Source organism: Bradyrhizobium jicamae (genome assembly GCF_001440395.1).
GTDB lineage: Bacteria > Pseudomonadota > Alphaproteobacteria > Rhizobiales > Xanthobacteraceae > Bradyrhizobium > Bradyrhizobium jicamae.
Genome location: NZ_LLXZ01000215.1, coordinates 24,962 through 37,491 on the forward strand (window position 1 = coordinate 24,962; position 12,530 = coordinate 37,491).

Annotated in this window: 9 protein-coding genes; 4 read left to right on the forward strand and 5 right to left on the reverse strand. The window is 53.9% G+C overall.

Annotated features, from left to right (window positions below; genetic code table 11):
- Positions 1–512 precede the first annotated feature (512 nt).
- From CQ12_RS37225 to CQ12_RS37240, 4 genes are all read left to right on the forward strand, one after another.
- Positions 513–1,949: an O-antigen ligase family protein gene (locus tag CQ12_RS37225; protein ID WP_057840201.1), complete on the forward strand. Its 1,437-nt coding sequence runs from the start codon at positions 513–515 to the stop codon at positions 1,947–1,949.
- Between the two features lie 55 nt (positions 1,950–2,004).
- Complete coding sequence (locus tag CQ12_RS37230) at positions 2,005–3,321, forward strand: oligosaccharide flippase family protein (protein ID WP_283807439.1); 1,317 nt, start codon at positions 2,005–2,007, stop codon at positions 3,319–3,321.
- A gap of 127 nt (positions 3,322–3,448) precedes the next feature.
- Complete coding sequence (locus CQ12_RS37235) at positions 3,449–4,504, forward strand: glycosyltransferase family 4 protein (protein WP_057840320.1); 1,056 nt, start codon at positions 3,449–3,451, stop codon at positions 4,502–4,504.
- Positions 4,501–5,196: an FkbM family methyltransferase gene (locus CQ12_RS37240; protein ID WP_057840203.1), complete on the forward strand. Its 696-nt coding sequence runs from the start codon at positions 4,501–4,503 to the stop codon at positions 5,194–5,196. The genes CQ12_RS37235 and CQ12_RS37240 overlap by 4 nt, the downstream gene beginning before the upstream one ends.
- Before the next feature lie 101 nt (positions 5,197–5,297).
- Here the strand turns inward: CQ12_RS37240 and CQ12_RS37245 are convergent, their stop codons facing one another.
- The 5 genes from CQ12_RS37245 to CQ12_RS37265 form a co-directional block, all read right to left on the reverse strand.
- Positions 5,298–6,326, reverse strand: coding sequence for a glycosyltransferase family 4 protein (locus tag CQ12_RS37245; RefSeq protein WP_198164379.1), 1,029 nt, complete (start codon positions 6,324–6,326; stop codon positions 5,298–5,300).
- 422 nt (positions 6,327–6,748) lie between these two features.
- Positions 6,749–7,837 (reverse strand): acyltransferase family protein, encoded by a 1,089-nt coding sequence (locus CQ12_RS41530; RefSeq protein WP_083519646.1) that lies wholly within the window; start codon positions 7,835–7,837, stop codon positions 6,749–6,751.
- Between the two features lie 50 nt (positions 7,838–7,887).
- Complete coding sequence (locus CQ12_RS37255) at positions 7,888–8,955, reverse strand: acyltransferase family protein (RefSeq protein ID WP_057840206.1); 1,068 nt, start codon at positions 8,953–8,955, stop codon at positions 7,888–7,890.
- Between the two features lie 125 nt (positions 8,956–9,080).
- On the reverse strand, positions 9,081–10,307 hold the full coding sequence (locus tag CQ12_RS37260; protein WP_057840207.1) for a glycosyltransferase family 4 protein: 1,227 nt from the start codon (positions 10,305–10,307) through the stop codon (positions 9,081–9,083).
- Positions 10,304–12,469: an NAD-dependent epimerase/dehydratase family protein gene (locus CQ12_RS37265; RefSeq protein WP_057840208.1), complete on the reverse strand. Its 2,166-nt coding sequence runs from the start codon at positions 12,467–12,469 to the stop codon at positions 10,304–10,306. Before CQ12_RS37265 ends, CQ12_RS37260 begins: the two co-directional genes overlap by 4 nt.
- Positions 12,470–12,530 lie beyond the last annotated feature (61 nt).

The window sequence follows — 12,530 nt, forward strand, 5'->3', positions numbered from 1 at the left end:
CCGCGGCAAGCCCAAAGATGCAGCAGATGGCAGCCGGTTTGTTCAATTGGCGGCAATCAACGTTGATCCGCTAGGGGCAGACCCAAACGGAGGCAGGACCCTACTGTAAGGTTAACTTTAGTCCCACCGCTCTCACGCACATTTCTTGGACAGATCGCCGCAGCAATATGTTAAGGATTGCAGTGGTCGACGAACTCCGAAGTCTGTGTTTTTGAGATACGAAGAATCTGGGACATGCGTCGCCAACAGGCCAAGGAATATATTGCGACCGTGCAAGCTTAGGGAAGGGGCAGTTGCCTGAGGGGCGATGAAGGGCGCCGCGCCGTAGTTTCAGTGCAATGATTGATTTAATATTCCTCAGGTTGGTTTCGGAGCTTCACGCGCATATGGGTTCTCACCGGGTATCCAATTTGTATGTCCTTGTTTTGGAGGGGGCGGCATCCGGAGATGCGGCGTTTCTGAGGTACGTGGTTAGATCGATCCATCAAGAATGACGTGGTTGCAATAATTCTATGATTGAGCCGGCTGCAGCGACCTGGATTGCCATCATCGTGGTCCTTGCGTGGCCTATGGTTGCCTTTGCCCTTTATTCGACCAAACCACCGGCAGAAGCGACGTTGTGGACCATTCTAGGTGGTCTATTGCTTCTTCCTGCAACGTTCGCCATGAAAATACCAATGATTCCGGCGTTGGACAAAACCAGCGTTCCAAGTCTTTGTGCGTTCGTCGCCTATCTATTTTTTGTCAGCCGGTCATCGAGGACTTCATCGAGATTCGGAAGTGCCGAACTCTTCGCAGGCTTGTATGTCTTGGGTCCAGTTTTGACCTCGGTGTTCAACAACGATGTTATTTTCGTTGGAACCAGGATTTTGCCCGGCGTCGGCTTGTACGACGGTGTTTCCGCACTCTTAAGCCAATTGATAATCCTTATCCCATTCTTCATTGGGCGTCGGCTCCTTCAGCGATCGTCTGACACGGAAGCGATTTTGAAAGTCTTGGCGATTGCCGGGCTCTTGTACTCAATACCCATGCTGATCGAAATCCGTATGAGCCCCCAGCTCTCCAACTGGATCTACGGCTTCTTCCCTTCGACGGGAATGGCAGCGGAGGCCCGCTATGGTGGATTTCGGCCGGTGGTGTTTATGGCGAATGGCTTGGCGGCGGCATTTTTTATGGCCACATCGTTCTTGGCGGCCACCGCTTTGTGGCGTGCAAGAACAGCCGTGACGCCGGTGCCGCCAGCTGCTGTTTCTGGATATCTGGCGATAGTAATTGTTCTTTGCAAGTCAGCCGGCGCGCTAACCTATACCGTGCTTGGAGGGCTGCTGGTTCGCCTTGTGACGCCAAGAGTGCAGCTCCGGATAGGCGCGTTGCTTGTTGGGGTAGGGCTTCTTTATCCAGTTCTTCGCGTGACTGACTTATTCCCGGATCATGCAGTCCTCGAAGTTTCTTCCTTGTTCAGTCAAGAACGGGCTGAATCACTCCGGTTCCGATTTGACCAGGAAAACCACCTGCTGGACCGGGCAATGCAACGGCCGCTGCTGGGATGGGGGCGGTATGGACGCAGTCGGGTTTACGACGACGATTCCGGTACCGATACCAGCTTCACTGATGGCGCCTGGATTATCACGCTCGGTCAATTTGGGCTCTTGGGCTTCCTTGCTCAATTCAGTCTTCTTGCGCTGCCTGTTTTTCGCGCGTTATCGGCATACAAAAATGCCGAGTCTGAAAAAGACAGAATTTATTTGGCGGCTCTCGTTACTATTATTGCGTTGACTTTCGTCGAACAGTTGCCGAACTCCTCGATAAGCTCGTGGAGCTGGCTGCTGGTGGGAGCCCTGCTAGGGCGGACGGAATATCTCAAGGCGAACGCGCGACGCGGACGAAGGTTCAGAGATACAACCGGCGTCGCCGATGCTCGACTGCGGCTGCTTTCCGATGGTCGATAGCAGCATGGATGGTGCGGTCACAATATCACTGAAGCAGCGGGTTCTGAGAGCTGGAATGTGGAGCTTGTCCGGCTTCGCACTATCCTCCGCAATACGTCTCGGAAGCAACTTGCTGATGACGCGGTTACTCGCGCCGGAAATGTTCGGCGTAATGGCCCTTGCGTTTACGATCATCATGGGTCTTTCCATGTTTTCGGACGTCGGGCTTAAGCAGAACGTTGTCTATAGCCGGCGTGGGCACGACTCGATCTTCCTCAACACTGCTTGGGTTCTTCAGGCCTCACGCGGTCTAATGTTGTGGGCGATAGCCTGCTGTCTTTGTTTCGCAATTTTCTTGGCAGTCCGTCTCAACTTTGTATCGTCGAGTAGCGTTTATGCTGCACCAAGCCTTCCGTATGTTCTCGCCGCTCTGTCGTTCTCCGCAGTGATAAGCGGGTTTGAGTCAACGAAATTTCTGGAAGGCAGCCGAAGTGTCCTTCTCGGAAAGATCACAAGCATAGAAATCATATCCCAGATCGCCGGGCTGGTGGCTATGCTCGTCTGGGTCTTGGTCGATCGTTCGGTCTGGGCGCTGGTGGCGGGTGCTCTGACATCTTCCCTGATCAGAACCATACTGAGCCATACTTTGTTGCCTGGGACGCGTAACCGTTGGCAGTGGGACAAGGAAGCTGGCCGTGAGATCGTACATTACGGGAAATGGATCCTGTTGGCCTCCGTTCTCGGATTCCTCGTCAACAGTGGTGACCGCTTGATTCTTGGCGGGCTGGTAGACTCGACCACCCTTGGCTTGTACGCGATCGCATCCCTAATCGTGGGCTCGCTCGAAGGGGTTTTGTCGAAGATCATGAGTGATGTGGCTTTTCCTGCATTCAGCGAGATTGCTCGCGATCGCATTGCCGATTTGAAGAAGAGCTATTACAGAGTTCTCTTTATTCTGGCTTCTGCATCATACTTCGTGTCCGGGGTCTTCATAAGTTCCGGTCAGTCTTTGATCAACCTGTTATACGATCGACGGTACGAGGACGCGGGATGGATGTTGGCGCTCCTCGCGGCCAGCCTAATGGCGATGCCGTTTCGGCTATCGACGCAATCATTTCTGGCATTGGGGCTACCGAAGCTTCAGTCGTATACCGTCATCGTCCGGCTGTGTTCCCTGTTCCTCGTGACTCCGATCGCATTCAATTATGCGGGATTGCAAGGGGCTTTGATTGCAATTGTCTTCAGTCATTTTTCTTACCTTCCAGTGATTATCTTTTACAACGTGAGAAATGGACTTTTTGATTTATCAAAGGAATTGCTGTTGCTGGTCTGGCTGCCAGTTGGCCTAGCGGTCGGAAAGATCTTTTCACTCGTGATGGGGTGGCTCTTGTGAATAGTGAGGCCCTGAAGAAGGGGGTGAGTGCTTCGGCGGCCAGGCGCGAGGTTCAATCCTTGCCCTCTAGCCATCAGTAGTAAGCAACTCGATGTCGTCAGTCGAGCTAGGTGTACCGGAGATCTTAATGAGGATAACTTTCGTTCTGCCGCAGCTCAACCTCTCTGGAGGTAACAAGGTCGTGGCGATTTACTCCCAGGAATTGAGCCGGCTTGGACACACTGTAACGATCATTGTGCCGAGGCGGCCTAGTCCATCTTGGTCGGTCAGGCTAAGGAGCCTGCTCAGAGGGAGCGGACCACCCGCGCTTAGTTCGCATTTTGATGGTCTAGATCTTAGGTACATCTTTATTGATGCCCCTCGTTCCCTCGACGACAGTGAAGTTCCGGAATCGGATGTTATTATCGCCACTTGGTGGGAGACTGCTGAATGGATAAGCAATCTTTCGTCGAGTAAGGGCCGCAAGTTCTACTTCGTACAGCATCATGAAGTCTTTTCCCATTTGGCCCCGCGATCGAAAGACACCTATACTCTTCCACTTCGCAAGATAGTCGTTTCGAAATGGCTGCAAGATGTGATGGCCACAGAATACGGCGATCGGGACGTTTCGCTTGTACCGAATAGTGTCGACAGAGGCCAATTTTTTTCTTCAATGCGTTCTAAGAGCGCTGTACCAACGGTTGGCTTGCTATATTCGACCGTCGCGTTCAAAGGGCTCGACACATCACTTGCAGTAATCAAACAGGTCCAGATCGATATTCCAGGTTTAAAGATCGTCGCGTTTGGTAGCGAGCATCAACAAGACCGTTTACCTCTTCCAAATGACGCAAGTTTCTTCTTTGAACCAAGCCAAGACAGGATTCGTCATATTTATGCTCAATGTGATCTTTGGCTTACCTGCAGCCGGACGGAAGGCTTCAATCTGCCGGCCCTAGAGGCGATGGCATGCGGAACCCCCGTGGTGTCTACCAAGGCTGGCTGGCCCGCAGATGGCGTTCTAGATGGTGTCAATGGAAGGCTGGCCGACGTTGACGACGTAAACGAGATTGCTCGTGCCGTCCGTTGGGTGCTTACCAGAACTGACAAAGAGTGGCTGTCATTGTCTAACGCCGCGCTAGAAACGAAGACAACAGCATCCTGGGCAGAGAGCGCTCTATTATTCGAGAAAGCTCTTTTTTCATGATTGCGCAAAGAAACACGCTGTCTGCGAGGGCTTTGAAGGCTGCCCGCCGCCTTATCAGATACAACGGCTTCACAGAGCGTGCCCAGCAAATTGCTCGCAAAAACCCGTTATTGAAACTCGGTGAGATCGCCCATTCGCTCGATGTAAAAAGTTCGGACATAATCATTGATTGCGGTGCAAACGTTGGAGATATGACGTCTCGTTTCGCGCGAACCGGTGCGTCAGTCTTCGCATTCGAGCCGAATCCGCTTTGCTATTCGATACTTCGAAAACGATTTGCGATGACCCCAAATGTACAGTGCTTCAACGAGGGGGTGATGGATCGGGAATGCGTCTTGTCCCTGTCGTATCCGGAAGCCTCCTCGGAGTGGGATGCGCTGGACGCGACTGTCGCGAGCTCGTTCAACGTCGATGGTACGGTTCAAGCAACAAACGACGTTAGATGCATCTCTCTCAGCGACTTTATCTTCTCCCTGCGGCGACCTGTTAAACTGGTCAAGATGGACATCGAGGGATCCGAGATCCAGGTTCTGAACAGCCTGTTAGACAGTAAGGCCATCGATCTCGTGGAGCTTATGGTGGTCGAAACACACGAAAAGCAGCAGCCCGAGCTGCTCGCCGCCACCAATGCCCTTCGTCAACGGATTAGAGAATCAGGTCTGGGTACAAAAATACGTCTAGACTGGATCTAGACGTGGTGATGCCACTCGATAGAGTAGCACTAGGGATGTCCAAGGCGCTGTGCAGCGTGTGACTTATTTTGTCAGATTTTGGTACGCCGTCACGCTAAGATCTAACCAAGCCTGCAAAGCCGAAAAACCAAATCGCTCCAGCGGCTCCATTGCGCACTTTCCAGATACCACGCTCGGCAGCTTCTCGATAATTGTTCGTACATTGCCGGACTTTGTACATAGGGAAGAATACCCTCGACGAATTGGGCCGGGGATGCTGCGAGCGGGAATAGCAAGCCAGTTGCCCCGTGTTCGATGGCGGAGGACGTTCCGCCAACCTCGTGAGCAATCGGTGGCACAGCGAAGGCTTGAGCTTCAACGAAGACTATTCCGTATGCATCCGCTTGCGTAGGCAAAAGAAGGAAATGTGCCTTCTGGAAAGCATCGCAAATTTGAGCCAGTTCTTCTGGATCGTCCTTTCTCAAAAATCCCTTGAAGTCGACAAAATCGAGTTCGCGGATGTGTTCTGGCGCTCGGCCGATCACGGTAAGGTGTACATCCGCCCCAAACGATTGCAGCGCCCGGCAAACGTCGATGGCCTTTTCTCCGCCCTTGCGGCTCCAGTCGGCAGAAGCAAACAACAACTGGACATCGCGGCTGTCGATGCGCTTGGGGGTGTAGTGCGCTTCGACGACGTCCTTCGTGATATTTGCGCCAAACGGTAGTTCGAAAATCTTCTCGGGCGCGATCCCATAATCGGCCTTTGCCGAGTCGGCCGCCCATTTAGATGGAAGAATGATATAGGTTGCCCGCCTTAGAGTAAGTGCTTCGTGATGATCGCACTGTCTGAACAGCCAACGCGGCAACGACTTCATCTCGGGATAAAGTTTTGCCGCCGCCGCAAACGTCGCATCAGAAATGTAGACGATAGGCCGTCGCGTTATCAAGAATGGTACGTAGTTTGATGCAGCAACCGCAACAATTGGTCCGCTCGGCAGAAAGGCCAATCTTGCGCTGGTGAATAATCCCGCGAGAAAGGCGTAGAGCGTCGTTAGCTGACAGTCGAAAGTTACTCCCAAAAAGAAGAGCGCTCGATTGATTTGCTTGGCCATTGTCGATAGCCATGCCCCGTCCAGTGCGACCACCGGCATTGTCGCACCGCCTCTGGCTTCCAACGACCTGAGAAGTGAATTTAGGGTGCCGGACCAGTTTAGGATGTTTGTCGCTTTGTGAGCGCTAAGAAACACAATGCAATTCTGATTGCTCGTCTTCATGATCTGACGCGACCTTCAATTGTGGGCGCTCGCGAATGTGGTCTGCGCCAAGAGAGAAAAATCAGGGGCAAACCTATACTAGATTTTCAACCGAGATTAGAATCTCGAAATCTTGGAAAACGCTCATTGGTTCTCCCCTACGGAGAGGTAGCTGTATCGCCCGATGCCTAACGGCGCCGTCCGTCGCGACGACGCTTCGTGCCGCTTCACTCGCTGCCGGCGGGCACGGTCACGGGCGTTGACCGCGTTAAACATGAATGCACCATGGGCATCGTGCATTGCGCTCCAAGGCGCAGTGCTCATTTGACCAGGCTAAAACCACCGGAAATGCCCAGCAATACAAGGCCATAGGCAATCAAGGCCAACGTTGTACCGAATTGAGGCGAATAGAATTTGTCGCGGTTTGCCATCACAGTCCTGTCGATCATCACATAAGCAAAGGCTCCAGCCGCGACGCCTACCGCATATGACAGAAGGCCCGTCGCGGGCTGCGTCAACCAGTCGATTCGCTTGGCTATGCCGTGCACAACAAATCCGCCTATCCAATGATTGAGGTACATCGGATAGGAAATCGCTCCGGCAAGCATGCCGATGGAATGGCGGCTTCCTGGTCGGGCGCAAAGAAGGACTGTACTGATAGCAAAAAACGGTGCACCGCGCGCGTAGGAGAGGGTAGCCAGCACCAGCAGCGACAAAATGCAACTGCCGACCAGGATTGCGACGATTGATGTCCGAAGATGGAAATTGCCATACAGCCGTTGGGTCGTCGCCGCAAGGACGCCGAGGCTGATGGATGCGAAATCGACCAGGTGAAAGAACCAGAGGAACGATGAAACCAGGATCCAGAGAAACGGATTGCGTCCGAATTTCATCGCCACGACAATTGCGGGGGCGAGGAGATAGAATTGTTCCTCTACGGAGATGCTCCAGAAAGCGTTTCCTGTTCCCTTGAGCGGCATCTGCGGAAGTGCCGTTGCCGCGTCAGGTCTTAGGGAGAACCAATTGTGTGTGAAAGTTACATCATAGAAGAAAAACTCGAGCCATCGCGCGGTCACGGGCTCTCGCGCCGCGCTCAGCGCATAAAGTACGGCTACTGCAAAGAAGTACGGTACCCAAATGCGCGTCGCGCGATTGAAGAAAAATCGGGGGAGTTGGGAGAGATGAGAATCAAGTAAAATGCCTCCGATCAGCCAGCCACTTAATGCGAAGAAGACCTGAACAGCCAGATTTCCGACAATCTCGCTCTGCGCTATCAGTTCAGCGTGCCCTAAGGCAACAATCGATGCGAGTACAAAGCGCAGCCAATCGAAAAGCGGATAGCCGCCGATTTCGGCAGCTTGGCTCCTTTCAGAGTCTATTCGATCGGCGGATGTGGAAACACTCGACAAGCGATTTTCCTATCTTGGATACTATGACTGTTCCCACGCCCGCATCAGGGTCAATCGCGGCTCGGGGACGGCTGCGCAGTAGCGCGGATGCCATCGTTCGACATCGAGACCTTCTTTCCGAACTGCTTGGCTAGTTGGGCGCTCGGCCGTTCGATGAAGAGCCAGAACAACGATGCAGCGCAGAGGCAGGCGACCAGAGACACGACCCACCATAGCGCTTCAGTGTAGATGGTCCGCCCCGATATCAGATAGCCAGCTCGAAACGTAGCTCCGGTAACCGGATTGTGGATGAGATACAGCGAATAGGAAATGGTTCCGAGAAATTGCAGCCATCGCCAATTTAGCCACAAGGCCAATTGCCCACCAACTGCAACGAATAAGAGGCTGATGGCGGTGACGCAGCAGACCAGAGAAAAATTGCTGGAGGAATGGATGGCTGCTGCGGCGATGATCGTCACGTATGCCAAGAACCAGGGTCGTGCGGTTGCATTCCGCCATGCGACATTGGCGCCAACTCCAAGGAGAAAGGCGTACCAGAATTCCACGAAGACGCCGGGGGCTGCGGGTCCGAAGCCAAGGCACCAAGGCAGGCTGGCCAGAAACGCGCAGACCATGACGGCTCTCGACCTGGTCAAAAGCAGCAGGGCATAAACGGAATAGAATTGAATTTCGAGGCATAGGGTCCAGAACACCGCGTTGATTTGTTTGAACCCAAGAAGCCCCTGAAGATAGAACAAATGACTCGCGATCTGGGAGGCCGAATACTCTTCCGCCGGGCGATTTGTCACGATCTTGGACGCCATTACAGAAAACAGAATTGCAACAGCAATCGCTGCCCAGTAGGGAGGATCAAGCCTTATCGATCGCTTCAGCATGAACCGCAGGGCACCTGCGAATGAAAACTGTTCGGCGCGGAGCGAATGAGAGATCACAAAACCGCTCAATACAAAGAAGATGGCTACGCCGAGATCGCCATGGGTCAGAAGTGCCTGGAGAGAAGAGGGTATTGTTTCGAACAATTCAGTAATGTGTCGGCCTTCAACCGCGTGGAACAGGACCACCGCCGACGCCGCGACACCCCGCAAGGCATCTACAAATGTGAAGCGAATTCGTTCCATGATAACCGGTACTAATCTCGATAAAATCTATCTATGACAATCTGCTCTCAACGTTGCATTTCGGCGCCTCGATCAAGTGCTAGAAGCGAGGGCTGACTATCTCCGTCCAGATGCGTTTCCAGAATTCATGTGATCTCGCGAAAGACATCCGCGTAGCCGGAAAGCGGCTGCTGACCGGTCAAAGTTTCAAGAAGACGATCCAGGGCCGCAGGATAGGATTGGGATCGATCCAGAAACTGCAAAGCCAACGTTGGGCACTCAGCGCGCAGTCGCTGGTATAGCGCCTGATCCTCGATTAGCGACAAAATTGCGTTGATGTAGCTTTCGACGTTGTCCGTCTGTGCATGAACGGTCGCTGATCCTATCACATCAAATGCGTTCGCAACTTCGCTGGTAATAACAGGGATTCCCGACAGGACGGCTTCGGCGCAGACTTGTGGCATACCCTCGGTGAAATTGCTTCGGGTCGGAACGATGACAGCGTTACAGCGCGCATAAACGCCAAGCAATGCGTCGCGTTCGAGGCGGCCATGAACGATGACTTCATCCTCCATTCGGTGCTCCCGAACGATCGATTTCAACTCGGAGAGGGCGGGGCCGTCTCCGCACACCTCAAAGATAACTCTGGCGGATGCACGTTTTCGGAGGCCCCTAGCCATAAGTGGAATGTCCAGAACCCCCTTGTTGGACTCGGCCCTTCCAACAAAGACGATGCGGAATACACCGGGCGTATGAAGTGGGGCAGTGCGAAAGCCCGCAAGCTTGAATTGGCATCGATACTGAGAGAAGGGTACTTTGCCTCGAGATTCCGAGATGATCTGGCGCTCGCACTCGGGTGAAACGCCAATTGCGCCAGCGCACACGTGTGTGAAGAACAGGGAGTTGAGAGATCGAATGGCGCGGTGGAGCCTCCCTCGAGGAGGGAAGCCGCGCGGCCAGAGCACATTGTGCAGATTGACGATGACCGGAATGCCCAGGATCCGGAAGAAAGCTAGAACAAAATAGTGAGTAGTGCCCGAGTCAATCACCGCGACGGTCGCTCCAAACCGACGTGCGCGAATAGCCAGTTGGAGCCCGTAGAGGATAAGCGATAAATGAAAGCGAGCGCCGCTGCGACCGGCAAGAGGCTTTGAGCAGTTCTCGATGTTGACCGGGCCGTCTCCTAGCTCGTCGATCCGGCTGTTTGAGGAGACGGCGAACGTCCGGATAGATCGAAGCCGGCAGTAGGCAAGAAGCTGTTCCGAGAACGCGATGCTGGTTTCATTGATGGACTTGCCGGCCAGCTGGGACCGACGGGCACCGACAATATCACCGGGACCAAGCGCTACAAATAGTCTGAGCTCATTGCTCATGCGATCGCCTGTCGCCAAGGCTCGAGCGCGATGCCTATCCCCTCATCGATCATACGCTGCCGATCGGACGCCGGCGTCCACTTAAGGTCAGCGTGGGTGCGGTCACAGTTGAAAATGGCCTTTTGGGTTCGGGATTCCCAGTCCGAGTAGCTTGGCATACGGCTGCGGTCCGGATGCCGTACCGCCATCTTGACTACCCATTTGGCCAGATCGGACAGATAGAAATTCGCGATCCGGGTGGGCGTGACCCGCAATGGATATCCGGCCAGCCTCTGAAGCTCGCTGAGATACTCCTTGGCAGTCAACAATGGGGCATCAATGAGGTTGAACGAATGGCCTTCGATCTGCGGTACCTCGATCGCATTTACGAGTCCCGCAGCGACGTCAGCGACCAGAACGAGTGGGAGCTTATTGTCGCCATCTCCCCATACTTCGCATATATCTTCCGTGAAGCGCCCGACGCCCCAATGAAACGGATTGCCGCCGTGACCGATGACGATTCCCGGCCGCACAATAACGAGCGGCAGTCCTTGCTCCCGATGCATAGCTGTAAGGATGTTCTCAGCCGCAGCTTTGGCGCGAGCGTAATAGTTTCTGCGTAAGATATTCGGATCGAGCGGGGTATTTTCCGTGATTGTGCCTGCCTTGGCGCCGGCATAATAAGAATCGATCGTCCCAGTGTAGACAAGCCGTTTTACTTTGGCGGCGAGGCACACTTCACCCACCAGCTTGGTCGGCTCGATGTCGTTCAATCGGTACTCATCCCAAGTTTTACATTGGGCGTGGGCCAGGTGATAAACGTATTCTATCCCCGACATCGCTGCATCAAGGTCAGCTTTGTTCCGAATGTCGCCGCGAATGATCTCCAAGCGATCGGTCTGAAATTCATCGGGAGAGAGTCCTGTCCCACGGACCATCGCACGGACACAATAACCCGCTGAAAGCAGATGCTTCACTAACTCCTTTCCAATGAATCCCGCCGCGCCCAGGACGAGAACTCGTGGAGTGCAGGCGAGGGGAGCAACGGCCGGCGCCGTCTGCGCAGGTTTCGCAACGAGGTTTGCATGAGCAATGATTTCGGCGCAGGTCTGAATGACCGTGCGGCCGCGGTCGCCAGCAATGCGGCCATCAAGAGGTCGCCCGGTCTTGATGGATGAGTAGAAGCACGCTGCACTGGCAGAAATCGAGTTTTGGTATGGAGTGCCGGCCTTCGAGATCTTGAGTTTTCCGAATACATATCTCGAGAGGACACTCCGGGCCTGCTCGCGCATTTGGCGCGCGATGCCACGACTGCGGCGGTAGCGATCGAGGTCCATGTTAAGCGGAGTGCGCTGGTCGACGACGCAGGTGTTGGCGTCGAAGTCGACTGTCGCGGATCCCAACAGCCCCCTCACGTAGATGGTTCTTTGTGGGAAGCCGGGCCCGAAGTTCATCGTCATGTCGACGGCCGTCCTGCCAACGTCGGCCCGGACGCGCCACCGCCGATAAACCGGTTGGCCGGCAGGCAGCGTCATTTGTCGATCAGCCAGAACGGATACGATTTTCGGCGTTCCGACAATATCGAGCAGAGCGGAGATCAGATGCGGGCCAGTTTCAAGGACGACATTTTCCGGAGAACGCAGCATCCAGGAATTGAATGGGCCCAAACGAATCTGAGCCAATTCGTATAGGTGATTGAACGTGACTTGATCAATGGGGCCAAGGACATTTGAAATTACGACGTTGCGCAATTGCTCAAATGCATCCGTGAAAAGAAAATTGTGGCTTACACCGAGATAAACTTCATTTTGCAGGGCAAGCTGCACCAGTTCATCTGATTCCGCAACTGAAGTGCACATCGGCTTTTCAAGGAAAACATGAACGCCCTTGAGCAGGGCTTTCTTTGCAAGGCCATGGTGGAGATCCGGTGGGGCCAACAGATGGATGCAGTCAATTCGAGCGTTTTCCAGCATTTCGTCAAGAGAGGAGAACGCGAGTGGAACATTCCAGGCTGCAGCAAAGGTCTGCGCTCGTTTCAGATCAGCATCGCAGACCGCCCCCAATTCGATGCCGGGAATGTTTCGAACTGCCTTGGCATGGAATTCGGCGATGTAGCCGGTACCAACGAGAGCGGTTCGAAGCCTGCTTGGTCGGGACTGCTTTCTAGTAAAATTTTCACTCATCAAACTGGTACTCTGCGACGTATCTGTATCTCAGTGGTGGAGGGGCGATCTCGCCAGCCTT

What these genes read in the sequence shown, in the direction of transcription:
- CQ12_RS37225 (WP_057840201.1), top strand. Translation starts at nt 513, where the DNA reads ATGATTGAGCCGGCTGCAGCGACCTGGATTGCCATCATCGTGGTCCTT.
- CQ12_RS37230 (WP_283807439.1), top strand. Translation starts at nt 2,005, where the DNA reads ATGTGGAGCTTGTCCGGCTTCGCACTATCCTCCGCAATACGTCTCGGA.
- CQ12_RS37235 (WP_057840320.1), top strand. Translation starts at nt 3,449, where the DNA reads ATGAGGATAACTTTCGTTCTGCCGCAGCTCAACCTCTCTGGAGGTAAC.
- CQ12_RS37240 (WP_057840203.1), top strand. Translation starts at nt 4,501, where the DNA reads ATGATTGCGCAAAGAAACACGCTGTCTGCGAGGGCTTTGAAGGCTGCC.
- CQ12_RS37245 (WP_198164379.1), bottom strand. Translation starts at nt 6,326, where the DNA reads ATGCCGGTGGTCGCACTGGACGGGGCATGGCTATCGACAATGGCCAAG.
- CQ12_RS37255 (WP_057840206.1), bottom strand. Translation starts at nt 8,955, where the DNA reads ATGGAACGAATTCGCTTCACATTTGTAGATGCCTTGCGGGGTGTCGCG.
- CQ12_RS37260 (WP_057840207.1), bottom strand. Translation starts at nt 10,307, where the DNA reads ATGAGCAATGAGCTCAGACTATTTGTAGCGCTTGGTCCCGGTGATATT.
- CQ12_RS37265 (WP_057840208.1), bottom strand. Translation starts at nt 12,469, where the DNA reads ATGAGTGAAAATTTTACTAGAAAGCAGTCCCGACCAAGCAGGCTTCGA.